Raw genomic sequence first — 22,174 nt, 5'->3', positions numbered from 1 at the left:
CGGCGCACCCGACACCGCGGCCCGCCGGCCGTGCCGCATCCGTTCGCCCTCGCCTGCCCACCGGCCAGGCGCGTGCGCTGTACAGTGCTCTGCGTGACACGCATCATCGCCGGGTTCGCCGGATCGCTCGCCCTCGCGGTGCCCCGCACGGGCACCCGGCCCACGAGCGACCGTGTTCGCGAGGCGATCTTCTCGGCCCTCGAGGCGCGCGGCGGCCTGCACGGACTGGTGGTGCTCGACCTCTACGCCGGTTCGGGCGCGCTCGCGCTCGAGGCCGTGAGCCGCGGTGCCGCCCATGCGGTGCTGGTGGAGAAGAACGCGGCGGCCGCGCGCATCGCGAAGCAGAACGCCGCGAAGGTCACGGCGGCGGCGGCCCGGGATGCACGCCCCCGCGTCGAGGTCGTCGTGCAGGCCGTGCTCCCCCGGTTGCGAGCCGAGCAGCCCGTCGCCGGGGCGGGCTACGACGTGGTGTTCATCGATCCGCCGTACGACCTGCCCGACGCCGAGCTGGCCGAGACCCTGTCGGCCCTCGTACCGCTGCTGGACGCCGACGCCACCGTGCTCGTCGAACGCAGCAGCCGCTCCCCCGAGCCGGACTGGCCGCGCGGTCTCGAGCTCGACCGCTCGAAGTCGTACGGCGAGACGGTGCTCTGGTGGGCCTCGCCGGTTCAGCCGGCGCCGAGCGCCTGACAACCTGAGCGCCTGACGGCCCGCACGGCGAGACGGTGCTCTGACGGTCACCCGGCCTCGCCGGTTCAGCCGGCGTTGCCGTCCCAGTCGGCGTAGGGGTCCCAGCCGCCGCGATCGTCGAAGGGGTGGTCGCCGATCAGCACGTCGGCAGCGCCGTCGACCGCTCGCACCGAGCCGATCCGGCGGAACCCCTCGGGCAGCGGGCCCGCGGGGAACGCGGCCAGCAGCGCGTGGTCCTCGCCGCCGGCGAGCACGAAGCGGGCGGCCCGGTCGCCCACCACGGGATCGAGCTCGCGGAGCAGCTGCGCCTCGCGGTCGACGGCCGCGGGATCGAGCTGCACGGTGCATCCGCTGGCCTGCGCGAGACGGCGGGCGTCGAGCACCAGACCGTCGGACACGTCGAGCATGGCGGTCGCCCCGCCCTCGGCGGCGGGCACGCCCAGCGCGATCGGCGCCACCGGGGCCAGCTGCGCGTCGACCAGCGCCGGATGCCCGGCGCGCACCGCGGCGCCGAGCTCGGCATCGGGCTCACCGGGTACTGGATCGATTCCGGAGGTGTGCCCGGCCGTGCTCACACCGTCGCGGAACAGCAGCCACAGCCCGGCGCCCGCGCGCCCGAGGTCGCCCGCCACCGCGAGCTGGTCGCCCGGCCGGGCTCCCGAGCGCGTCACCGGCGGCCGGCCCTCGAGGTCGCCGAACGCGGTCACCGAGATCATCAGCGCCGGCGACACCGACAGGTCTCCGCCCACCACGCCGCATCCGGGCCACGCGAGTGCGCAGGCGTCGCGGAGGCCGTCGGCGATGCCGAGCAGCACGTCGACCGGGGTGTCCAGCTGCGCTGCCAGCCCCACCACGAGGGCCGTCGGCCGGGCCCCCATGGCCGCGACGTCGGCGAGGTTGGTCATCGCGGCCTTCCAGCCGAGGTCGTGGGCGCTCGACCAGGCCGAGCGGAAGTCGGGGCCGTGCACCATCAGGTCGGTGGTCACCACGTAGCGCCCGTCGGGGGCCGCCACCACCGCGGCGTCGTCGCCCGGGCCGAGCAGCTCGGCGTCGGCGTGCGGCAACCGCGGGAAGATGCGGCGCAGCACCTCGCCCTCACCGACCCCCGCGAGGGTCTCGGAGTGCTCGTTCGCAGGTAAACCGAAGTCGGAGGCCACCTGCCAACGGTAGCCTGAACAGCGATGACCCACGCCCCGACCCCCGCCCGTGACCGCGCCGCCGCCGACGGGCACGCGCCCTCCCGGCGCCGCACCAGACCCCGCCGGCTCGCGATGCTGCTGCTCACCGCCGCGGCATCCGGCATCGCGCTCTCGGGCTGCGCCGCGACCGTGAGCCTCGAGCCCGCGGCCGACGCCACCGACCCCTCGTGCGCCGACGTGATCGTGCGCCTGCCCGACACCGTGGCCGACCAGCAGCGCCGTACCACCGACGCTCAGGGCACGGGCGCGTGGGGCGACCCGGCATCCGTTCTGCTGCACTGCGGCGTGCCGGTGTCGGGGCCCACCTCGCTGCCCTGCGCCAACGTGAACGGCGTCGACTGGATCGTGGACAACTCCAACGACCCCACCTACGTGTTCACCACCTACGGGCGCACGCCGGCCGTGGAGGTCGTGCTCGACTACGACGTGGTGGGCGGCACGAGCGCGCTCGACGACCTGAGGGCGGCCGTGTCGTCGATTCCGCAGACCGATCAGTGCATCGACGCGAACGACGTGCTCGGCACGGCCACGCCGACGCCTGCCCCGACACCGTAGCGGCCCAGCACGCCCAGCGGCGCCCAGGCGTCGAACCGACTCGCGCTCAGGCGCCGAGCGCCAGGTCGATCAGCTCGTCGATGAGCTCGGGGTAGCTCAGCCCCGACGCGATCCAGCACTTCGGGAACATCGAGATGGGCGTGAAGCCCGGCATGGTGTTGAGCTCGTTCACCACGAATCCGTCGGGGGTGAGGAAGAAGTCCACCCGCGCCAGCCCGGCTCCGTCGATCGCCGTGAACGCGCGCGCGGCGAGCTCCTGCATCTCGGCCAGCTCCGCCTCCGTCAGCGCGGCCGGGCACACGAGCTCGACACCGGGAGCATCGAGGTACTTGGCGTCGAAGTCGTAGAAGTCGCGGCCCGTCATCACGATCTCGCCCGCCACCGAAACCCGCGGCGCTCCGCCGGAACGCCCGCCGAGCACTCCGCACTCGACCTCGCGGCCCACCACCGCCGACTCGATCAGCACCCGGGAGTCCTCGCGCAGGGCGGTCTCGATGGCCGCACCCAGCGCATCCGGGCTCGTCACCTTCGACACCCCCACCGACGAGCCGGCCCGCGCCGGCTTCACGAACAGCGGCAGCCCGAGCGCCTCGGCCGACGTCTCGACGGTCTCGGGCGAGGTGGCCCACTGGTGCGCCGTCACGGTCTGCCAGGGTGCCACGGCGATGCCCGCGCCCTGCAGAACCGTCTTGGTGAAGTGCTTGTCCATGCCGAGCGACGAGGCGAGCACGCCCGAGCCCACGTAGGGCAGGCCGACCAGCTCGAGCAGGCCCTGAACGGTGCCGTCTTCGCCGTAGGGCCCGTGCAGGATGGGGAACACCACGTCGACCTCGCCGAGCGAGTCGACCGAGCCATCCGTTCGCCGCACCGAGAGCTCTCGCGACGCGGTCGACGCCGGCCACAGGATGCGCGTGCCGTTGTCGGCCACCTGCGGCAGGTTCGACGGGTCGAGTGCGAACTTCGCGGGTTCGTCGGCTTCGAGCACGAACGCACCCTCGCGGGTGATGCCCACCGGGATCACGTCGAAGCGCGAGCGGTCGATCGCCTCAAGCACCCCGCCGGCCGTGGCGCAGCTGATCGAATGCTCGCTGGAGCGCCCGCCGAACAGCACCGCCACCCTGGTCTTGCTTGGCATCGAGTGTCCTTTCGCCCTGAGGGCCGGTGTCGTCATCGGTGGTCAGGTGGGGTGCGATGTCCCGCGGATCGAGCGTACCGGCGAGCACCGCGCTCACCTGCCGCACGATCGGCATGTCCACGCCCTTGGCCTCGGCCAGCGTCAGCACGGGGGCGACGGAGGCCAGGCCCTCTGCGGTCTGCTGCATCGACTTCACCACGTCGGCGAAGCTGTAGCCCTGCCCCAGCAGCCGGCCGGCGGTGTTGTTGCGCGAGAGCGACGAGCCGCTCGTGGCGATCAGGTCGCCGAGCCCCGCGAGACCCGAGAGGGTCTCCGGATGCCCGCCGTAGGCCACCGCGAAATCGGTCATCTCCACGAGACCCCGGGTGATGATCGAGGCCTTCGTGTTCTCGCCGTAGCCGACGCCGTCGACGATGCCGATGGCCACGGCGATGAGGTTCTTCAGCACACCGCCGAACTCGGTGCCGATCACGTCGGTGTTGACGTACGAGCGGAAGTAGCGGTTCGTGGCCAGCATCGCCACCCGCTCGGCGGTCTCGAGGCTCGACGACGCCACCACGGCCGCCGTCGGCTGCTCCTTGGCGATCTCGAGGGCGAGGTTCGGCCCGGAGGCCACGGCGATGCGGGCGGGATCGATCTCGAGCACGGTCTCCAGCACCTCGCTCATGCGCAGGCCCGTGCCCTTCTCGACGCCCTTCATCAGGCTCGTCACCGGGATGCCGTCGGGGATGAGCGACCTGATCTCCACCAGGTTGCCGCGCAGCGACTGGCTCGGCACCGAGACGAACACGAACTGCGCCTCGGCCAACGCCTTCGCCACGTCGGACGTGGCCGTGAGGCTTGCGGGAAGGTTCACGCCGGGCAGGTAGTCGCTGTTGCGCTTGGCCTCGCGGATCTCCTTGGCCAGCTCCGGCCGCCTGGCCCACAGCGTGACGTCGGAACCGGCGTCGGCGAGCACCTTCGAGAACGTGGTGCCCCAGCTGCCGGCGCCCAGCACCGTGACGCGCGGCCGGGGAACGGCGGCCGCGCGGGGAGAGCGGCTCACTCGGCGGCCTCGCGGCGGCCGTCGGCGATGCGGCCGAACTGGCTCTGGTTGTGCGCCGCCGGATTCCAGCGCTCCGCGGGAGCCTGCTCACCGCGGAGGTCTTCGAGCAGTGCTGTGATCGCTGTCATCACGCGAGCGGTCGCCTCCTGGAGGGTCTTCTGGTCGAGGGGGTGGCCGCGCAGGTCGTCGAGATCGACGGGCGGCCCGTACAGGATGCGCACCGTCTTGCGCGGGAACAGGCTCAGCTTCTTCGAGTAGCGCGGCAGGATGGCCTGCACTCCCCAGTGGGCCGACGGGATGAGCGGGATGCCGTGCTCGAGCGCGAGCCGCACCGCACCGGTCTTGCCGCGCATCGGCCACATGCCGGGGTCGCGCGTGAGCGTTCCCTCGGGGTAGACGATGACGCCCTGGCCGTGCTCCACGAGCTGGCCGGCGGCCGACATCGGGCCGTTGTCGCGATTGGAGCCGGCCGCGCGTTCGACCGGGATCTGACCGATCATGCGCAGCGCCCAGCCCACCACCGGAACCCGGAAGAGCGATGCCTTGGCCAAGAACCGCGGTGCCCGCTGGAGCTTCCACACGCCCCAGGCGACGACCACCGGATCGAAGTTGGAGTAGTGGTTCGGGCACAGCACGAACGAGCCCTCGGCCGGCAGGTGATCGGTGCCCCGCTGATCGACCTTCACGATCGCCGACAGCAGCGGCACCACGGCGGCCGCGGCCACCCGGAACGCCGGGGTCTTCTCGCTGCCGGCCCTGGTCACCGAGGTGCCGGTCGTGCTGCTGTCGGGCTCCGCTGCCATGTCGACGAGACCGCCCCTACTCGGCGAAGTAGAAGTCGGCTCCGAGCTTCTCCAGCTTGCCCACGAAGTCGCCGTAGCCGCGGGCGATGAGGCCCACGTTGCTCACCGACGACTGGCCCTGCGCCACGAGGGCGGCGATGAGGTGGCTGAAGCCACCGCGGAGGTCGGGCACCTCGAGCTCGGCGCCGTGCAGCGGCGTCGGGCCGGTGATGACGGCTGCCTGCTCGAGCGCGCGGCGCGGAACGCGGCGGTTCGGGTCGGCCAGGCCGTCGTTGTGCACCTCGATGTCGGCACCCATCTTGATCAGCGCCTCCGTGAAGCCGAAGCGGTTCTCGTACACCGTCTCGTGCACGATCGAGGTGCCGTGGGCCTGGGTGAGGGCGACGATGAGCGGCTGCTGCCAGTCGGTCATGAAGCCGGGGTGCACATCCGTCTCGATCACCACGGGCTTGAGCTCGCCACCGGGGTGGTAGAAGCGGATGCCCTCCTCCTCGATGTCGAACGCGCCGCCGATCTTGCGGAACACGTTGAGGAAGGTCATCATCTCGGACTGCTTGGCGCCCGTGGTGAAGATCGAGCCGCCCGTGGCGAGCGCGGCGGAGGCCCAGGACGCGGCCTCGTTGCGGTCGAACAGGGCACGGTGGTTGTAGCCGTTGAGCGAGTCGACGCCCTCGATGAAGATGGTGCGGTTCGGCTCGACCGAGATGATCGCGCCCATCTTCTGCAGCACGGCGATGAGATCCATGATCTCGGGCTCGATCGCTGCGTTCTTCAGCTCGGTGGTGCCCTTGGCGCGCACACCGGTGAGCAGAACCTGCTCGGTGGCGCCCACACTCGGGTAGGGCAGCTCGATGTTCGCTCCGCGCAGCCCGTTGGGCGCAGTGATGTTGATGCCGCTCGGGAGCTTGTCGACGACGGCGCCGAACGCCCGCAGCGCATCCAGGTGGAAGTCGATCGGGCGGTCGCCGATCCGGCAGCCGCCGAGGTCGGGGATGAAGGCGTGACCGAGACGGTGCAGCAGCGGGCCGCAGAACAGAATCGGGATGCGCGACGACCCCGAGAGGGCGTCGATCTCGGCGCTGGTGGCCGTGGCCACATTGGTGGGGTCGAGCTGCAGCACACCCGTGGAGGCGGAGCCGGTGATCTTGACGCCGTGGATCTCGAGCAGGCTCGAGACCACGTGCACGTCGCTGATGTCGGGGACATCCCGGAGGGTGCTCGTGGTGTCGCCGAGCAGAGAGGCGACCATCGCCTTGGTGACGAGGTTCTTCGCCCCGCGCACGTCGATCGTGCCGCGAAGCGGACGGCCGCCGTTGATCACGATCGTGTCGGACTTCAGTCCGACTCGCTCGGCTGCGTTTCGAGCATCCTGGACGAGACTGTTCACTTACATCACCTGCACTGTCTGGGTTTGACGATCTGTCGCTCCCGGTCGCCTGTCGTGGCGGCGCCCGAGGCTATCGGACCGGGAGGGTTCGAGGTCTCCAACTCTCCCGGCGGCCCTCGAATTCCGTGATCGCCTCTTCGTCGCGAAGCGTCAGTCCGATGTCATCCAGACCTTCGAGCAGCCTCCACCGAGTGTAATCGTCGATGGCGAAGCTGACTGTGAGGTCGCCGATGGCGGCGGTTCGCGCCACCAGGTCGACCGTGATCTCCACTCCGGGCTGGGCCTCGACGGCCGCCCAGAGACGCTCGATGTCGGCCTCGTCGACCTGCCCGGTGAGCAGGCCCTGCTTGCCCGAGTTGCCCCGGAAGATGTCGCCGAAACGGGCGCTCAGCACGGCCGTGAAGCCGAAGTCGCGCAGGGCCCAGACCGCGTGCTCGCGGCTGGAGCCGGTGCCGAAGTCGGGGCCCGCGATGAGCACGCGGGCGTTCTGGTACTCGGGCCGGTTGAGCACGAATTCGGGGTCGCTGCGCCATCCGGCGAAGAGGGCGTCTTCGAAGCCGGTCTTGGTGACGCGCTTGAGGTACACCGCGGGGATGATCTGGTCGGTGTCGACGTTGGCACGCTTCAGCGGCACCGCGACCCCGGTGAGGATGTCGATCTTGTCCATGTCAGGCACCTACCGTTTCGCGCTGTGCGGGTTCGGAGAGGTCGGAGACGCTCGAGAGCGTGCCCCGGATGGCCGTGGCCGCCGCCACGATCGGCGACACCAGATGGGTGCGCCCGCCCTTGCCCTGCCGGCCCTCGAAGTTGCGGTTGCTCGTGCTCGCGCACCGCTCGCCGGGAGCGAGCTGATCGGGGTTCATGCCCAGGCACATCGAACAGCCGGCGAACCGCCACTCGGCGCCGAACGCCTCGACGATCTTGTCGATGCCCTCGGCTTCCGCCTCGATGCGCACGCGCGCGCTGCCGGGCACCACCATGACGCGCACGCCATCCGCCTTCTTCTGGCCCTTGATGATCTCGGCGAAGGCCCGCAGGTCTTCGATGCGGCTGTTGGTGCAGGAGCCCATGAAGACCGCGTCGACCTTGACCTCCTTGAGCGGGGTGCCGGCGACGAGGTCCATGTACTCGAGGGCCCGCTCGGCGCTGGCGCGCTCGTTCGGGTCGACGATGGTCGACGGGTCGGGCACGCGCTCGTTCAGCGAGACGCCCTGGCCGGGGTTGGTGCCCCAGGTGACGAAGGGTTCGAGCGTGTCGGCGTCGAGGAAGACCTCGGCGTCGAACACGGCGTCGTCGTCGGTCTTGAGGGTGCGCCAGTACTCGACGGCGGCGTCCCAGTCCTCGCCGTCCGGGGCGTGCGGGCGGCCCTTGAGGTAGTCGAAGGTGATGTCGTCGGGGGCGACCATGCCGGCCCGGGCGCCCGCCTCGATCGACATGTTGCAGATGGTCATACGGCCATCCATCGACAGGCTCCGGATGGCGCTGCCGCGGTACTCGAGCACGTAGCCCTGGCCGCCGCCGGTGCCGATCTTGGCGATCACGGCGAGGATGATGTCCTTCGCGGTGACACCGGGTCGGAGCGTGCCCTCGACCGTGATGGCCATCGTCTTGAAGGGCTTCAGCGGCAGGGTCTGCGTGGCGAGCACGTGCTCGACCTCGCTCGTGCCGATGCCGAACGCCATGGCGCCGAACGCGCCGTGGGTGCTGGTGTGGCTGTCGCCGCACACCACCGTGATGCCGGGCATGGTGAGGCCGAGCTGCGGGCCGACCACGTGCACGATGCCCTGCTCGACGTCGCCGAGCGAGTGCAGCCGGATGCCGAACTCCTGCGCGTTGCGGCGCAGGGTGTCGATCTGGGTGCGGCTGGTGAGGTCGGCGATGGGCTTGTCGATGGCCAGCGTCGGGGTGTTGTGGTCTTCGGTGGCGATGGTGAGGTCGGGGCGCCGCACCGGGCGGCCCTCGGCGCGCAGGCCGTCGAAGGCCTGGGGGCTCGTGACCTCGTGCACGAGGTGCAGGTCGATGTACAGCAGGTCGGGGCTGCCGTTCTCGCCCTTGACGACGAGATGGTCGTCCCAGACCTTCTCGGCGAGGGTGCGGGGCCGTTCGGCTGCTCTCGGGGTGGTCTCGTGAGGCGACTCGGGCGATGATGTGGTGCTCATGCGATGTCCTTCGGGAAGTAGGGGGTCAGCCGACGACGAACTCCGCGACGAGTGAGGCCTGGAAACTAGGACTCGTCGCGGCGACGAAGGAGAAGTCGACCGAACAGCACGGCCCGATCGTACCACCGCTCCCCCACCCCCAACCGTGCGCGCCAACCCGTCTCCCGGAAGACCAGTTCCGTCACTTTTGGCCCGAAAACCCACGTTTTGGGGCCGAAAGTGACGGAACCGGGGTTCCCGGGCTCCAGCCTCGGGCTCGGAGGGCGCGCTCGGTTCGGGCCGGTGCCGAGTCGCGTCCTGCGAGAGGGGTGTGGAGGTCGGCGCGCAAGTGCGTCCACCCCTCGGCGAGAAGTGCCTCGTGACGCGCGACGTCGTGGTGGAACTGCATCGAACTCTCCCGGTGCTGCTGGCCGTCGTACTCGACGAGCACCTTGAAGGCCGGGTAGACCAGATCACCTCGCGCGACGAACCGGCCGTGAGCGTCCAGGATGACGCCCTGGAGGTCGGGTTCCGGAAGGCCGTGCCCCAGCAGCTGCAGCCGGAGGTGGGTCTCCCGACGCGACTCCGCCCCGTCGCGGATGAGGTGCAGAGCCCGTGCGGCCTTGACGTGGCCACCGCCTCTGACGTTCCGCAGGCGTGCCACGAGGTCGTCGACGCCGCAGAACGGGCGGCGCTCGATGGGATGCCGGGAACGCGGCGTGAGCACGAGGTGGTCACCCGCCGCCACGAGGTCGGGGAGGGTGAGCGACGCGGCGAGGTGCACCCAGGTGCTCGCCGCATCCGTCACCCTGAGCCCGTGTCGAAGCACGCACCGGATGCGGCGGTCGCTGAGTTCATGCCCCCGCACGCCGGCCACGCGCGGGCGGGTGCCGTTCAGCGATGCGACGTGGAGGATGGCCGGATCGCGTTCGGGGCGCCCATGGATCTCGCGCAGCCCGTACTCGTCGGGCAGAGGGATTCCCCAGAGCAGGGCAGCGGTGCCGTGGGAGAAGAGCTGATCGTGCGACATCCGCTGGGCGTAGGCCCGGCACCGCTCGAGCAGGCCGTCGGGCGGCGCACCGAACCGGCGCACGCCCGGGTAGGGAGACGAGAGATCGCTGCCGCGCATCCGCTTCGGGGAGACGCCCGCGCGGGTGCCGTCGTGCACGGCGAACGGGTGCTCGAGAAGGTGTTCTGGCAGCTGCACGCGACGAGGCATGCTCCATGCTGCGGCTCCCCCACGTGCCCTCCTGGGTTATCCACAACCCCAGAAGCCCAGACCCGTCACTTTTCGCCCCAAAAGCGGGGATTTAGGGCCAAAAGTGACGGATCTGGTTTGTCAGGGGGCGGGGTCGGGGTGGGTGGCGCGCACCGACGAGCCGCGGCGGCGCATCACGATGAGCGACGCGATCGTGGCCACCGCCATCGAGGCGATGATGACGATGAGCGAGGTCCACGTGTCGATCTCGGGGATCCACTCGACGGGCTGCCCGCCGTTGATGAAGAACACCTCGTTGGCGTGCAGGGCGTGGAAGACGAGCTTCACGCCGATGAACGCGAGGATGAACGCGATGCCGTAGTGCAGGTAAATGAGGCGTTCGAGCAGCCCCCCGAGCAGGAAGTAGAGCTGCCGCAGCCCCATCAACGCGAACACGTTCGCCGTGAACACGATGAACGGGCTCTGGGTGATGCCGAAGATGGCCGGGATGGAGTCCAGCGCGAAGAGCAGGTCGGTGGATCCCAGCGCGATGAACACGATGATCATCGGTGTGAACATCGTCTTGCCGTCGATGCGCGTGCGCACCTTGGCGCCGTCGAAGTCGGGCGCGATGTTCATGCGTTTCCGCAGGAAGGTGACCAGGCCGTTCTCGCCGTCGCCGTCGCCTTCGTCCTGCGTGCCGAAGGCCTGCTTGAACGCCGTGAACAGCAGGAAGGCGCCGAAGAGGTAGAAGATCCAGCTGAGCGACTCGATCAGCTGGGCGCCGATCACGATGAAGACGCCCCGCAGCACGAGAGCGACGATGATGCCCACCATCAGGGCTTCCTGCTGGTACTTCCGGGGCACGTTGAAGCGCGCCATGATGATGACGAAGACGAACAGGTTGTCGATCGACAGGCTGTACTCCGTCAGCCAGCCGGCCAGGAACTGCCCCGCCGGCTCGCCGCCCGCCACCACGAACATGATGCCCGCGAACACCAGCGCGAGTGCCACGTAGAAGACCACCCACAGGGTGGCCTCCTTGAACGAGGGCACGTGCGGTCGCTTGACCGCGATGAGCAGGTCGGCGGCCAGGATGAGCACGAGAACCACGAGCGAGCTGATCTCGAAAGCCGCGGGGAGTTGGAGCACGGGGACCTTTCGGCATGACGGCTCCCACAACACGCAGGCAGCACGATGACCGAAAGTCTCTCCCGGGCGGGCCCGGACGGCAACCGCACCGCTGCGGGGTCAGCGGCCCCCGAGCTCCTCGCGCACCTCGAGCCGCAGGGCCGCCAGGCGTTCGCGCAGCCGGCCGACCAACGCGGGATCGATCCCCGCCGCCGAGGCCTTCCGCAGGTCGAGCCGCAGCTGCTGACGGAATTCGCTCAGAACCGCATCGGCCTCGCGCAGCGCCAGTGCGGAATCGGCCCGGTCGCCGCCGGAGCGCCCTGCCGAAGCCCGGGTGGAATCGGCCCGCGCATCCGCTCGGCCCGCCTTGGACGACGAGCCGGAACCGGCGCCGGAACCCGCACCGGACCCGGCCTCGCGCTTGGCGGAGGCCAGCTCGGCCTTGAGGCTGCGCATGGCCTGATCGACGCCGGAGCGCACCTCGTCGGCCAGCCGGCGAACCGAGTCGGAGAGCTCGGCCTCGATGTCGTCGAGCTCGCCGCGACGCGAGGTGAGCTCGGCCCGGCCCTGGTCGGTGATGGCGTAGACGGTCTTGCGGCCGTCGGCCGCCTTGGAGACCAGACCCTCTTCTTCGAGCTTGGCCAGGCGGGGGTAGATGGTGCCGGCGCTTGGGCTGTAGGTTCCGCCGAAGCGGTCGGAGAGCGCCTGGATGAGTTCGTAGCCGTGCTTGGGTGACTCGTCGAGCAGGCTCAGCAGGTACAGCCTGAGGTGGCCGTGACCGAACACGGGGCTCATGCCGGGGCCTGCCCCTCGGAGCCGGCGTCGGAATCGGTCGCCGAGCCACCGGCCCCGCCCGAGGCGCCGCCCGAGAACTCGGCCGAGGCCTCACCCGAGAACCCGGCCGAGGACTTGCCCGAGGCCCCCGCCGAGGACTCCCCCGCCGGGGCTCCCACCGGCTCCCCCTCGCGGAAGAGCAGCGTGATGTCGCCCGACACCGAGTTCGCCCGGAACTCGGTGAACGTGCGGTCGAGCTCGCCGCTGTGCCCGTTGTACCCGCCGCCCCGGAGCCCCGTGATGGTGGAGGGGCCCAGCTGCAGCGTGCCCGAGACCGAGTTGACGTTGTACCGGGCCGCGGTGTCGGCGTCGAGCCGCACCGTGATGTCGCCCGAGACGGTGTTGTTCTCGATGGCGGTGGGCACGCCGGTGGTGTCGACGAAGACCTCGCCCGAGACGCCATCGGCGGAGAACCGGCGGATCTCCCCCGCTGCCGCGATGTCGCCGGAGACCGTGTGGGCCTTCACGAGGCCGCGGTGGTCGCGGATGGACACCTCGCCCGAGACGGTGTTGACGTCGAGGTCTCCCTCGACCGCGTCGATGACGACGTCGCCGGTGACCGTGCTGACCCGCGCATCCGTTCGCAGGCCGCTGATCAGCGCCGAAGCCGAGATGACGCCGAACTTCAAGGCAGCGTCGCGCGGCACCATGATGCTCACGTCGGCCCGCGCGTTGCCCCGCCACGACTTGAACACCTCGATGAAGTTGTCCCAGCGCAGCTGCGGGTGGTCGATCTCGAGGCGGTCGCCGTCGATCGAGATCTTGAGGTCTTTGCCGCTCACCGAGTGCACCTCGATGCGGGCGCCCGGTTCGTCGTGGCCGATGATGTCGACCTGACCGCCGATCAGCCCCACCTTGACCGAGCGCACCAGCTCGACGTCGATGACTTTGGGGCCGTTGACGACCCATTGCTCCATGGCCACTGTGTACTCCTCGCTCACGCTGTATCGCGTCTCGAGAAACACGTTATATCGCGTTTGGCGAGGAGTCAAGATATATCGCGAGTTCGCCGACGCGGATCGGGAGCGCGGCAGAAGCCCGCTCTCAGGCGATGCCGTGCTCGGCGAGGAAGGGCATCGGGTCGTAGCGCACCCCGTCGGCCCCGTACATCTCGAAGTGGGTGTGCTCGGTGGTGGCGTTGCCCGTGCGACCGGTGAGGCCGATGACCTGCCCCGCGACGACCGTGTCGCCCACGCCTGCCGTCAGCGACCCGTCCTGGAAGTGCATGTACATGCTGCACACGGCCACCCCACCAACCTTGTGGGCGAGCGAGATGTACACCCCTCCCGTGCCCCCGTCTCCGGATGCCGCGATCACCACCCCGTCGGCGATGGCATGCACGGGCACGCCGGGGTCGTTCAGCATGTCCACGCCCTTGTGGAAGCCCTCGGCGCGGGGACCGAAGAGGTCGGAGTTGCGGTTGCCGTCGGGGTAGACACGCGAGAACGCGGTCGACTCGACCGCCGCATCCGACCCCGCCTGGCACTGCGCTCCGCCGTAACCGCCCTGGTTCGACGACGCGGCGACGGCCTTGGGAGTCGGCGTGGGGGTGGGGGTCGGCGTGTTCACCACGTAGCCGTCGCGGGCGAGCGCACCCGCCGCCTCTGTGCCGGAGTCGAACGACTGCTGGGCGCCGGCGACCACGTCGAACTGCAGGTCGTCGAACGAGCCGGGGGCGGTGAGCGAGGCGGCCGGAACACTCGTGGCGACGGCGACGCCGAAGACGACCGTCATGGCGAGCACGCCGAGAACCGGCCCCTGATACTTCATCCGACCCATTCTTCATCGGCAGCCGCGGATGCACAACCGCCCGGCGCACACCCGTCGGCCCCGGTCCACGCAGCAGGCACCGCTGCACAACCGCCCGGCGCACACCCGCCACCGGCCAGGCCGCGGGCGAACCCGCCCACGCCAGGGCAGAATCAGCACATGGCTCTACCCATCGAGGACTACGCGATGATCGGCGACTGCCACACGGCGGCCCTGGTCGGCAGCTCCGGCAGCATCGACTGGCTCTGTCTGCCGCGGTTCGACTCGCCGTCGACGTTCGGCGCGCTGCTCGGAACCGAGGAGCACGGGCGGTGGCTGCTCGCTCCCACCCACGAGGCGGCCACGTCGACCCGCCGCTACCTCGACGACACCTTCCTGCTCGTCACGCGCTGGGAGACGCCCGAGGGCGTGGTGGAGGTGACCGACCTGATGCCGCACGGGGATCGCCGCGCCGACGTCATCCGGCGCATCCGGGGCATCTCGGGTGAGGTGCGGATGCGGCAGGAACTCGCCATCCGCTTCGACTACGCCGACGCCCTGCCCTGGATGCGGCAGGCACCCGAGTACGGCGTGAACGCCGTGATCGGCATCGCTGGCCCGGATGCGGTGATCGTGCGCGGCCCGGCGATGCACGCCACGAACCACTTCCACGAGTCGGTGTTCACGGTGAAGACCGGCGAGACCGTCGACATCGTGCTCACCTGGTACCCCTCGCACCGGCCGGCCCCCGGGCCGCTGGACGTCGACGAGCAGCTCGAGGACACCACCGCCTGGTGGCGCGAGTGGGCCTCCACGGGCGAGCAGCCCACCGCGTACCGCGAGGCGGTTCGCCGCTCCCTGCTCGTGCTGCGGGCATTGACCCACGAGGACACGGGCGGCATCGTGGCCGCCGCCACCACGAGCCTGCCGGAGCAGTTCGGCGGGCCGCGCAACTGGGACTACCGCTACACCTGGATCCGCGACGCCTCGCTCACCCTCTCGGCCCTGATGCTCTACGGCTACGAGGACGAGGCCGGCCACTGGCGGCACTGGCTGCTGCGGGCCATTGCGGGCGACCCGGCCGACATCCAGACCATGTACGGGCTCGCGGGCGAGCGGCGGCTCACCGAGTCGGAACTGACCAGCCTGCCTGGCTACAACGGGTCGTCGCCGGTGCGGGTGGGCAACGGGGCCTACGACCAGTACCAGGGCGACATCTTCGGCGAGCTGATGATCGCGCTGCGCGAGGCCCGGCGCATCGGTGTCGACGAGGACGAGTACTCCTGGCCGCTGCAGCGCGCCCTGCTGGGCTTCCTCGAAGAGCGCTGGCAGCGGCCCGACAACGGCATCTGGGAGATCCGCGGGCCGCAGGTGCCCTTCACGCACTCGCGCGCGATGATCTGGGCCGCCTTCGCGTGCGGCGTGGAGGCGGTGCAGAAGTACGGGCTCGACGGGCCGGTGGAGCGATGGGCCGAGCTGCGCGACCGGGTGCGGCACGAGATCGAGACCGAGGGCTTCGACGCCGAGCGCAACTCCTTCCGCCAGCACTACGGCACCAGCGAGGTCGACGCCTCGCTGCTGCTGCTGTCGCAGATCGGGTTCATCGACGCCGACGACCCGCGGATGCTCGGCACGGTCGCCGCCATCGAGAACGACCTCCTGAGAGACGGGCTGCTGCTGCGCTACCGCCCTGAGACGGGCGTGGACGGACTCCCCGGCGGGGAGCATCCGTTTCTCGCGTGCTCGTTCTGGCTGGTGGAGCAGTACGCCCACTCCGGCCGGCTCGAGGATGCGACCCGCCTGATGGACCGGCTGGTGGGCCTGTCGAACGACGTGGGCCTGCTGTCGGAGGAGTACGACGTCGACGGGCACCGCCAGGTGGGCAACACCCCGCAGGCGTTCTCGCACCTGGCACTCGTGCGTGCCGCCGACGCCATCGACCGGGCGAGTGCGGGGCTGCCGCCGTTCCGGTAGGCCGCCGTTCCGGTAGACCGCCGTTCCGCGAGGCCCGCTCGCCCCCGTCGTGCCGTCGCCGGTCATTCGGCCAGAGTTCACCTCCGTGACACCGCGGGAGCGCGCACCACGGGCGTAGGACAGTGGGCATGGATGTGCTCATACCCGTACTGCTCGTCGTCGTGGTGGCCCTGGTGTTCGACTTCACCAACGGCTTCCACGACACCGCGAACGCCATGGCGACCTCGGTGGCCACCGGCGCCCTGAAACCCCGTGTGGCCGTGACCATCTCGGCGGTGCTCAACCTCGTGGGCGCCTTCCTCTCGACCGAGGTGGCGAAGACCATCTCGGGCGGCATCATCAACGAGGGCGACAACGGGGTGGAGATCACCCCGATCATGATCTTCGCGGGCCTCGTGGGCGCGGTGCTGTGGAACCTCACCACCTGGTACCTCGGGCTGCCCTCGAGCTCCACGCACGCGCTCTTCGGCGGGCTGATCGGCGCCGCGGTGATCGGCGCCGGCTTCGGCTCGGTGAACTTCGCGGTGGTGCTCACGAACGTGGTGGTGCCCGCCATCCTCTCGCCCGTGGTGGCCGGAGTGGTGGCCCTGATGGCCACCTACGCCGCCTACCGCATCACGCAGCAGGCGAAGTCCCGCGGCTCCGACGCCGGCTTCCGGCACGGCCAGACCATCTCGGCCTCACTGGTGTCGCTCGCCCACGGCACGAACGACGCCCAGAAGACCATGGGCGTGATCACGCTCACGCTCATCGCGGCGGGCTACCAGGATTCGGGTTCGGGCCCGCAGTTCTGGGTCATCCTGAGCTGCGGCCTCGCCATCGCGCTCGGCACCTACCTCGGCGGCTGGCGCATCATGCGCACCGTCGGCAAGCGCATCACCGACATCGCGGCGCCCCAGGGCTTCGCGGCCGAGACGAGCTCGGCGGCCACCATCCTCGTGTCGTCGCATCTCGGCTTCGCACTGTCGACCACGCAGGTGACCTCGGGCGCCGTGATCGGTGCCGGGCTCGGCAAGAAGCTCGCCTCGGTGCACTGGGGCGTGGTGGGGCGCATCGCCACCGGCTGGCTGGTGACGCTGCCGGCCGCGGCCCTGGTGGGCGGTCTGGCCGCCTGGGCCGCCTCGAGCAGCACGCTCGGCCTCGTAATCGTGGTGGTGCTGGCGCTGGCCGCCGGAATCGGGCTGTACCTGCTGGCGCGGCGTCATCCGGTGACGCACGACACCGTGAACGACGAACCGACGGATGCCGGCAGCACCGAGAACGCGCCCGTGGGCGCCGGAGAGGGGACCCGCTGATGGACAGCTTTCTGGGAGTGAACTGGGGCGCCTTCGTGGTGGTCTTCCTCGTGGCGTTCGCGGCGAGCATGCTCGTGGTGGGCTCGTACGCCCTCGGGCTGCGGCTGCTGTCGACGGGGGCCAGCACGCGGGAGCGATCGATGCCCGCGACAATCGGGGCGGGCCTGTGCTTCGCGGTGGGCGTGGCCGCGGTGCTCTACGGGCTGTGGCTGATCATCCCGCAGTTCCACTGACCGCTGTTCCGCTGAACGCAGTTGTACTGACCAGGTCGCCCGGGCCCGGTCGGGGTTAAGCTCGAACGGATGCAGGCACTCACCGAGGCACAGATCCGCGAGTCGTTCACGAACATCACCGAGCACGAGCTCGAGCGGATGACCCTTCCGGGGTTGCACGAGATCGTGTGGGAGGACCGCGAGTTCCTCGGCTGGCGCGACGTGCACGCCATCCATCGCGGCTACATCGTGTACTGGCGCGACGGGCAGCCCGTCGGCCTGCTGCTGAAGGCCGCCGGATCACACACCCGGCGGAGCGTCTCGGCAATGTGCACCCTCTGCCGCACTCCGCGACCGGGCGGTCAGGTGACCCTGTTCACCGCTCCGCGCGCAGGCCAGGCGGGGTACGACGGCTCGACCGTGGGCACGTACATCTGCAGCGACCTGGGCTGCTCGAACCTGATCCGCATCGTGCCGCCGAAGTCGGAGATGCAGCCCGACCCCGACGCCGTGATCGCCACCCGGGCCGAGGGGCTGCTGGCCCGGCTGTCGTCGTTCACGCAGAGCGTGCTGCGCGCGAGCTGAGCGCGGTCGGGTGGCCGCCGGTCACCAGACCCGAGGCGCCCGGTTGCGGGTGCGCGGCGACAGGTCGCGCGCGATGTCGCCGATCACCGCTTCACCGAAGGCCTCGAGTGCTGCCGCCGCGGCCTCTCCCCCGGCGGCGGAGGCTCCGTACCAGCGCCCGCAGGTGGCCACGATCGCTCCGTCGAGCGTGAGGTACCAGCCGCGGCTGCCCTGAGCGGGGCCGGCGATCGCCACGGTCTCGAGCTCGTCGGCGCGGGCCCTCAGGGCGAGCACGTGCGCGCGGGCGCCCGCGAAGGTGGGGTACACGAAGGCCGCCCGGCACAGCTCGCGGTTGTTCGTGGCGAGCAGTCGCCAGACACCGGATGTCTCGCCAGACGACGAGGGATGACCAGCCGCCCGCGCACTGCCGGCCAGATCGCCTCCCGCGGTGGGCGCCGCCGATCCGGGCGCCCTTCCCGCCCCGGTGAGGTCGGCGCCCGTGGCCGGCGCGACCGCTTCCCGGAAGCGCCGCCAGGACTCCCGCAGAGGATCGCGCTGCGAGGCGAACGACACGAACACGATGCGCGCTGAATCCGCCATGACGCACCCCCTTCGATCGCCCCCCGATGCCTGCGAGGCAACGTTCGGGGCGGGCGGTGTCGCGCAGACGGTTGACGCGTGAAGGGGAGGTTGACGGCAGGTGAGCGGTCGACGTCGGGGGGCCTGGTGTGCCTAGTTCTGGGGGCGGTTCAGCCGTCGTTCTCGACGATGGTCTCTTCGCTGGTGGACACGTCGGCGTCGGCGTCCTCCGGCTCGTCGGCGATGGTGGGGTCGACGCCCGAGGGCACGGCCTCGGTGGTGGGGCCGTTGCCCACGACACCCTCACCGTCGGGGTAGCCCGAGTAGTCGGGGTACTCGATGTCGCTCAGGTCGGGCCGGTCGCTTGCTTCGCTGTTGCTCATGGCCCCAGTCAACACCGCGCAGGCCCCAGCGCACCCCGACAAACGCAGAAAGCCTCCGACACAAAAGGCCTCAGACACAGAAAGCCTCCGGCGTGAACCGGAGGCTTTCGGATGGTGGTGACCCCAGCGGGATTCGAACCCGCGTTACCGCCGTGAGAGGGCGACGTCCTAGGCCGCTAAACGATGGGGCCGTTTTTGCAACTCCACGAGTATGCCATACGAACCGGGTGCCCTCAAATCGGCTCCGCGTCGACCCGCGTGTCGAGTTCCGCGCCGACTTCCGCGCCGACTGCTCAGACGAGCACCGTGAGGGCGCCGGGAACCAGCTCCACGGTGAGCGGCAGCGGGCCGAAGCGCTCCCCGTCGGCGAAACCCACCACGCCTTCCGAGTGCACCCGCACGCGTCGGGCGCGACGGAACTCCACCACCGGCAGGTCGGAGTGCGTGCCCGAGAACACCCTCGGGAACAACCTGATGAACCGGATGCGCGACACCGGCTTCACGATGAACACGTCCAGCAGACCGTCGTCCAGCAGCGCGTCGGGCGCGATGCGCATCCCTCCCCCGATGGTGGTGTTGTTCGCCACCGAGAGCAACGGCGAGGCCACCTCGAGGTGTTCTCCGTCGATCTCGAGCTCGTAGCGCCGCACCTTCAGGGCCAGCAGCTCGGCGATGAGGGCGATGACGTAGCGGGAGGCGCCCCGGGGGCGCCGCATCCGGTTCGCCCGCTCGTTCACGGCGGCGTCGAACCCCGCCGACAGAACTCCCGCGAACCACCGGAACGGCTCGTCGCCCTGACTGTCGGCGTGGAGCGCGGGGTCGGGTTCGACGCCGGTGACCCGGGCGGCGTCGATCACGCGCGGTTCGCGCTGCAAGGCGTCGACGAGCACGGCGGTCGCCGCGACCGTGTCGTCGGTGGGCAGCCCGAGGCCCGACGCGAAGTCGTTGCCCGTGCCGGCCGGCACGATGCCGAGCGGCACCCCGGTGCCGGCCACGAGGTTCACGCCGAGGTTCACCATGCCGTCACCGCCCACCACCACGAGGGCGTCGACCGGTTTCGGCGCCCCGGCGGCGAGCGCCTCGCGGGTCACCCGCACGAGACCCGGGTAGTCGGGGGCGCTCAGCGGCAGCACGTCGTGCCCGGCCTCGCGCAGAGCTGCCACGACGGCAGGGCCCACGTGGCGGGAGCCGCCGAACGAGGCATTGGGGTTGATCGCGACGACGACGCGCAATTCTCGGGGGGCCATGACGACCGATTATCCCCGACGTCGCACGATCCGGGCACGGGTGCCGGGGCCGGTGATGCCAGACGGTGCAGCGGCCCGGGCCGGGTGCCAGGGCTGATCCTCCCCGATGTTGCAGAAGCCGGGGCCGGGGTGTTGAGTCTGATCATCATGAGACTGACCAAATTCGAGCACGCCGCCCTCCTCCTCGAGCAGTCGGGCAAGAAGCTCTTCATCGATCCGGGATCGTTCACGACCCCCATCACCGACGCGGCCGGCACGGTGGCCGTGGTGATCACCCACGAGCACGCCGACCACTGGACGCCGGAGCAGCTGCGGCGCATCCTGGAGGCCTCGCCCGACGCCGTGGTCTTCGGGCCGGAGGGTGTGGTGCTGGCCGCCGAGGGCTTCGGCGTGCGACGGGTGGATGCCGGGGACAGCGTGACGGCGGGCCCGTTCTCGCTGCGCTTCTTCGGCGGGCGGCACGCGGTCATCCACTCGTCGATCCCGGTGGTCGACAACCTGGGTGTGCTGGTGAACGACGTGCTCTTCTACCCCGGTGACTCCTGGGCCGTGCCGGAGGGCGTCGAACCCGACCTCGTGGCCGTACCCGCGGGGGCGCCCTGGCTGAAGATCGCCGAGGCCATGGACTACGTGCTGGCGCTGAAGCCGAAGCGCACCTTCGCCACGCACGAGATGGTGCTGTCGGTGGCGGGCAAGACCATGGCGGCCGACCGCATCCGGTGGGCCACCGAGCAGGTGGGCGGGGAGTTCGTGGCGCTGCAGCCCGGCGACACGCTCGACATCTGACTCGGACAGACAAGTCAGCGGGGAGTACGTGGCGCTGCAGCCCGGCGACACCCTCGACATCTGACCCGCTCGGCAGGCGTCACTCGACACCTGTGGCGTCTGGGACGGTGGTGGCTCGTTCAGGTGATAGAACAAGCTGCATGGGCACTACCGACTTCGATCCGGCACCGTTCCGACAGGTGTTCGAGCAGCACTTCACGTGGGCCTCGGGCGTGGAACGCAACATCCATCGCTTCGCCCGGCGCACCGCCATCACCGACAGCGTCACGGGCCGGTCGTGGAGCTATCGCGAGCTCGGTGAGGTGACCGGCGCCCTCGTGGCCGGCCTGGCCGAGCACGGGGTGGGTGTGGGCGACGTGGTGGGCTACCAGCTCGTGAACCGGCCCGAGTTCGCTTTTCTCTACGTGGCCGCTCAGGGGCTCCGCGCCGTGTCGTCTCCGATGAACTTCCGGCTCGCGCCCGCCGAGACCGCGCACATCCTGAACGAGTCCGACCCGGCGATCTTCTTCTACGAGACCTCCCTCGCGGCCGAGGTGGCACAGGCGCTCGAGCTCGCCGAGGTCGTGCCCCGCGTGCTCGTGGCGGTGGGCGAGGAGACCGCCGCACCCGACACAGCCGGGGAAGGCGCTGGGCTCCTCCCGGGCGCGATCCGGTTCGAGCAGCTGCTCGTGGCCGGTGCCCCGAGCTTCCGGGCACCCGAGGGCGCGACGGTGTGGGACGAGACCTCCCGCCTGTACACCTCCGGCACCACGGGCATGCCGAAGGCGGTTCCGCTGACGAGCCTGAACGAGGTGCTCTCGGCGCACGACGCCATCATGCACTTCCCGCTGGGGCCGGATGACCGCACGATGAACATGTCGCCCTGGTTCCACCGCGGCGGCAACTACTGCGCCGGGCCGAACACCGCGTTCTACGCCGGCTTCGAGGTGGTGACCCTGCCGCAGTTCGAGCCGTCGCTCGTGCTCGACCTGATCGAGCGCCACCGGCTCACCTATGTGATCGGCGCTCCCACGAACCTCGAACGGCTGGCGGACGCGCAGGAGGCCTCGCCCCGCGAACTCTCGTCGCTCTCGGGCATCGTCACCATGGGCGCGCCCCTGGATCGCGCGGCCGCACTGCGCTACCAGGGCACGCTGACCCGCCGCATCGCCAATGGCTACGGAACCACCGAGGCGTTCTGGAACACGTACCTCCGGCCCGAGGAGCTGCCGGCCGCGGGCGGGAGGGGCGGCTAGGGATGTTTCGACGAGGGCGCGGGTGGGGGGGGTGG

The 22,174-nt window shown here is 70.5% G+C and carries 23 protein-coding genes and 1 tRNA gene; 8 read left to right on the top strand and 16 right to left on the bottom strand.

Annotated features, from left to right (window positions below):
- Window positions 1–93 precede the first annotated feature (93 nt).
- Window positions 94–690, top strand: coding sequence for an RsmD family RNA methyltransferase (locus ACEXOR_RS14375; protein ID WP_374850387.1), 597 nt, complete (start codon window positions 94–96; stop codon window positions 688–690).
- A gap of 65 nt (window positions 691–755) precedes the next feature.
- On the opposite strand, the gene ACEXOR_RS14370 is transcribed toward ACEXOR_RS14375, so the two are convergent.
- Window positions 756–1,847 (bottom strand): thiamine-phosphate kinase, encoded by a 1,092-nt coding sequence (locus ACEXOR_RS14370; RefSeq protein WP_374850386.1) that lies wholly within the window; start codon window positions 1,845–1,847, stop codon window positions 756–758.
- A gap of 24 nt (window positions 1,848–1,871) precedes the next feature.
- Here ACEXOR_RS14370 and ACEXOR_RS14365 point away from each other — a divergent pair, with 24 nt between their 5' ends.
- Window positions 1,872–2,444: a DUF3515 family protein gene (locus tag ACEXOR_RS14365; protein WP_374850384.1), complete on the top strand. Its 573-nt coding sequence runs from the start codon at window positions 1,872–1,874 to the stop codon at window positions 2,442–2,444.
- 46 nt (window positions 2,445–2,490) lie between these two features.
- Here ACEXOR_RS14365 and ACEXOR_RS14360 read toward each other — a convergent pair whose 3' ends face one another.
- The 11 genes from ACEXOR_RS14360 to ACEXOR_RS14310 form a co-directional block, all read right to left on the bottom strand.
- On the bottom strand, window positions 2,491–3,579 hold the full coding sequence (locus tag ACEXOR_RS14360) for a D-alanine--D-alanine ligase family protein (RefSeq protein WP_374850383.1): 1,089 nt from the start codon (window positions 3,577–3,579) through the stop codon (window positions 2,491–2,493).
- The gene (locus tag ACEXOR_RS14355; RefSeq protein ID WP_374850382.1) at window positions 3,491–4,624 is read right to left on the bottom strand and encodes an NAD(P)H-dependent glycerol-3-phosphate dehydrogenase; all 1,134 of its coding nucleotides are present in this window, start codon (window positions 4,622–4,624) and stop codon (window positions 3,491–3,493) included. The genes ACEXOR_RS14360 and ACEXOR_RS14355 overlap by 89 nt, the downstream gene beginning before the upstream one ends.
- Window positions 4,621–5,427, bottom strand: coding sequence for a lysophospholipid acyltransferase family protein (locus tag ACEXOR_RS14350; RefSeq protein ID WP_374850381.1), 807 nt, complete (start codon window positions 5,425–5,427; stop codon window positions 4,621–4,623). The genes ACEXOR_RS14355 and ACEXOR_RS14350 overlap by 4 nt, the downstream gene beginning before the upstream one ends.
- A 16-nt stretch (window positions 5,428–5,443) precedes the next feature.
- Window positions 5,444–6,814 carry a UDP-N-acetylglucosamine 1-carboxyvinyltransferase gene (murA, locus tag ACEXOR_RS14345; RefSeq protein ID WP_374850380.1) on the bottom strand — a complete coding sequence of 457 codons (1,371 nt, stop codon included), beginning with the start codon at window positions 6,812–6,814 and terminating at the stop codon, window positions 5,444–5,446.
- A 70-nt stretch (window positions 6,815–6,884) separates the two neighbouring features.
- Window positions 6,885–7,481 carry a 3-isopropylmalate dehydratase small subunit gene (gene leuD, locus ACEXOR_RS14340; protein WP_374850379.1) on the bottom strand — a complete coding sequence of 199 codons (597 nt, stop codon included), beginning with the start codon at window positions 7,479–7,481 and terminating at the stop codon, window positions 6,885–6,887.
- Between the two features lies 1 nt (window position 7,482).
- Window positions 7,483–8,973: a 3-isopropylmalate dehydratase large subunit gene (gene leuC, locus ACEXOR_RS14335; RefSeq protein ID WP_374850378.1), complete on the bottom strand. Its 1,491-nt coding sequence runs from the start codon at window positions 8,971–8,973 to the stop codon at window positions 7,483–7,485.
- 181 nt (window positions 8,974–9,154) lie between these two features.
- Window positions 9,155–10,171, bottom strand: a complete 1,017-nt coding sequence (locus ACEXOR_RS14330) for a hypothetical protein (RefSeq protein ID WP_374850377.1) — start codon at window positions 10,169–10,171, stop codon at window positions 9,155–9,157.
- A gap of 120 nt (window positions 10,172–10,291) precedes the next feature.
- On the bottom strand, window positions 10,292–11,302 hold the full coding sequence (locus ACEXOR_RS14325; RefSeq protein WP_374850376.1) for a TerC family protein: 1,011 nt from the start codon (window positions 11,300–11,302) through the stop codon (window positions 10,292–10,294).
- A 99-nt stretch (window positions 11,303–11,401) separates the two neighbouring features.
- Complete coding sequence (locus tag ACEXOR_RS14320; protein ID WP_374850375.1) at window positions 11,402–12,076, bottom strand: PadR family transcriptional regulator; 675 nt, start codon at window positions 12,074–12,076, stop codon at window positions 11,402–11,404.
- The gene (locus ACEXOR_RS14315; protein WP_374850374.1) at window positions 12,073–13,032 is read right to left on the bottom strand and encodes a DUF4097 family beta strand repeat-containing protein; all 960 of its coding nucleotides are present in this window, start codon (window positions 13,030–13,032) and stop codon (window positions 12,073–12,075) included. The genes ACEXOR_RS14320 and ACEXOR_RS14315 overlap by 4 nt, the downstream gene beginning before the upstream one ends.
- Before the next feature lie 127 nt (window positions 13,033–13,159).
- Window positions 13,160–13,885: a M23 family metallopeptidase gene (locus ACEXOR_RS14310; protein WP_374850373.1), complete on the bottom strand. Its 726-nt coding sequence runs from the start codon at window positions 13,883–13,885 to the stop codon at window positions 13,160–13,162.
- 159 nt (window positions 13,886–14,044) lie between these two features.
- Here ACEXOR_RS14310 and ACEXOR_RS14305 point away from each other — a divergent pair, with 159 nt between their 5' ends.
- The 4 genes from ACEXOR_RS14305 (at window position 14,045) to ACEXOR_RS14290 (ending at window position 17,930) form a co-directional block, all read left to right on the top strand.
- Window positions 14,045–15,838, top strand: coding sequence for a glycoside hydrolase family 15 protein (locus tag ACEXOR_RS14305; RefSeq protein ID WP_374850372.1), 1,794 nt, complete (start codon window positions 14,045–14,047; stop codon window positions 15,836–15,838).
- A gap of 128 nt (window positions 15,839–15,966) precedes the next feature.
- Window positions 15,967–17,133, top strand: a complete 1,167-nt coding sequence (locus tag ACEXOR_RS14300) for an inorganic phosphate transporter (protein WP_374850371.1) — start codon at window positions 15,967–15,969, stop codon at window positions 17,131–17,133.
- Complete coding sequence (locus ACEXOR_RS14295; RefSeq protein ID WP_374850370.1) at window positions 17,133–17,366, top strand: hypothetical protein; 234 nt, start codon at window positions 17,133–17,135, stop codon at window positions 17,364–17,366. The genes ACEXOR_RS14300 and ACEXOR_RS14295 overlap by 1 nt, the downstream gene beginning before the upstream one ends.
- A gap of 69 nt (window positions 17,367–17,435) precedes the next feature.
- Window positions 17,436–17,930 (top strand): FBP domain-containing protein, encoded by a 495-nt coding sequence (locus ACEXOR_RS14290; protein ID WP_374850369.1) that lies wholly within the window; start codon window positions 17,436–17,438, stop codon window positions 17,928–17,930.
- A gap of 21 nt (window positions 17,931–17,951) precedes the next feature.
- On the opposite strand, the gene ACEXOR_RS14285 is transcribed toward ACEXOR_RS14290, so the two are convergent.
- The 4 genes from ACEXOR_RS14285 to ACEXOR_RS14270 all read right to left on the bottom strand — a co-directional run bounded on the left by ACEXOR_RS14285 (window position 17,952) and on the right by ACEXOR_RS14270 (window position 20,118).
- Window positions 17,952–18,509 carry a hypothetical protein gene (locus tag ACEXOR_RS14285; RefSeq protein WP_374850368.1) on the bottom strand — a complete coding sequence of 186 codons (558 nt, stop codon included), beginning with the start codon at window positions 18,507–18,509 and terminating at the stop codon, window positions 17,952–17,954.
- Window positions 18,510–18,658: 149 nt separating this feature from the next.
- Window positions 18,659–18,871: a hypothetical protein gene (locus tag ACEXOR_RS14280; RefSeq protein WP_374850367.1), complete on the bottom strand. Its 213-nt coding sequence runs from the start codon at window positions 18,869–18,871 to the stop codon at window positions 18,659–18,661.
- 115 nt (window positions 18,872–18,986) lie between these two features.
- Window positions 18,987–19,062: transfer RNA gene (locus tag ACEXOR_RS14275), tRNA-Glu, on the bottom strand.
- Between the two features lie 102 nt (window positions 19,063–19,164).
- Entirely contained in the window at window positions 19,165–20,118 is a 954-nt protein-coding gene (locus ACEXOR_RS14270) for a diacylglycerol kinase family protein (RefSeq protein WP_374850366.1), read from the bottom strand.
- Window positions 20,119–20,265: 147 nt separating this feature from the next.
- On the opposite strand from ACEXOR_RS14270, the gene ACEXOR_RS14265 reads away from it, so the two are divergent.
- Together ACEXOR_RS14265 and ACEXOR_RS14260 are read left to right on the top strand one after the other, a co-directional pair.
- Window positions 20,266–20,904 carry an MBL fold metallo-hydrolase gene (locus ACEXOR_RS14265; protein ID WP_374850365.1) on the top strand — a complete coding sequence of 213 codons (639 nt, stop codon included), beginning with the start codon at window positions 20,266–20,268 and terminating at the stop codon, window positions 20,902–20,904.
- A gap of 140 nt (window positions 20,905–21,044) precedes the next feature.
- Window positions 21,045–22,139, top strand: coding sequence for a class I adenylate-forming enzyme family protein (locus ACEXOR_RS14260; protein WP_374850364.1), 1,095 nt, complete (start codon window positions 21,045–21,047; stop codon window positions 22,137–22,139).
- Window positions 22,140–22,174: the final 35 nt, after the last annotated feature.

It is taken from the genome of Herbiconiux liangxiaofengii (genome assembly GCF_041927335.1).
GTDB classification, from domain to species: Bacteria; Actinomycetota; Actinomycetes; order Actinomycetales; family Microbacteriaceae; genus Herbiconiux; species Herbiconiux liangxiaofengii.
This window is presented reverse-complemented; position numbering and strand designations above follow the sequence as displayed.

Bases quoted from the DNA above. Each gene is read 5' to 3' on its own strand.
- ACEXOR_RS14330 (WP_374850377.1), bottom strand. From the start codon at position 10,171: ATGCCTCGTCGCGTGCAGCTGCCAGAACACCTTCTCGAGCACCCGTTC.
- ACEXOR_RS14350 (WP_374850381.1), bottom strand. From the start codon at position 5,427: ATGGCAGCGGAGCCCGACAGCAGCACGACCGGCACCTCGGTGACCAGG.
- ACEXOR_RS14260 (WP_374850364.1), top strand. From the start codon at position 21,045: ATGGGCACTACCGACTTCGATCCGGCACCGTTCCGACAGGTGTTCGAG.
- ACEXOR_RS14290 (WP_374850369.1), top strand. From the start codon at position 17,436: ATGCAGGCACTCACCGAGGCACAGATCCGCGAGTCGTTCACGAACATC.
- ACEXOR_RS14365 (WP_374850384.1), top strand. From the start codon at position 1,872: ATGACCCACGCCCCGACCCCCGCCCGTGACCGCGCCGCCGCCGACGGG.
- leuC (WP_374850378.1), bottom strand. From the start codon at position 8,973: ATGAGCACCACATCATCGCCCGAGTCGCCTCACGAGACCACCCCGAGA.
- ACEXOR_RS14295 (WP_374850370.1), top strand. From the start codon at position 17,133: ATGGACAGCTTTCTGGGAGTGAACTGGGGCGCCTTCGTGGTGGTCTTC.
- ACEXOR_RS14305 (WP_374850372.1), top strand. From the start codon at position 14,045: ATGGCTCTACCCATCGAGGACTACGCGATGATCGGCGACTGCCACACG.
- ACEXOR_RS14300 (WP_374850371.1), top strand. From the start codon at position 15,967: ATGGATGTGCTCATACCCGTACTGCTCGTCGTCGTGGTGGCCCTGGTG.
- leuD (WP_374850379.1), bottom strand. From the start codon at position 7,481: ATGGACAAGATCGACATCCTCACCGGGGTCGCGGTGCCGCTGAAGCGT.
- ACEXOR_RS14285 (WP_374850368.1), bottom strand. From the start codon at position 18,509: ATGGCGGATTCAGCGCGCATCGTGTTCGTGTCGTTCGCCTCGCAGCGC.
- ACEXOR_RS14315 (WP_374850374.1), bottom strand. From the start codon at position 13,032: ATGGAGCAATGGGTCGTCAACGGCCCCAAAGTCATCGACGTCGAGCTG.
- ACEXOR_RS14360 (WP_374850383.1), bottom strand. From the start codon at position 3,579: ATGCCAAGCAAGACCAGGGTGGCGGTGCTGTTCGGCGGGCGCTCCAGC.
- ACEXOR_RS14270 (WP_374850366.1), bottom strand. From the start codon at position 20,118: ATGGCCCCCCGAGAATTGCGCGTCGTCGTCGCGATCAACCCCAATGCC.
- ACEXOR_RS14280 (WP_374850367.1), bottom strand. From the start codon at position 18,871: ATGAGCAACAGCGAAGCAAGCGACCGGCCCGACCTGAGCGACATCGAG.
- ACEXOR_RS14320 (WP_374850375.1), bottom strand. From the start codon at position 12,076: ATGAGCCCCGTGTTCGGTCACGGCCACCTCAGGCTGTACCTGCTGAGC.
- ACEXOR_RS14310 (WP_374850373.1), bottom strand. From the start codon at position 13,885: ATGAAGTATCAGGGGCCGGTTCTCGGCGTGCTCGCCATGACGGTCGTC.
- ACEXOR_RS14265 (WP_374850365.1), top strand. From the start codon at position 20,266: ATGAGACTGACCAAATTCGAGCACGCCGCCCTCCTCCTCGAGCAGTCG.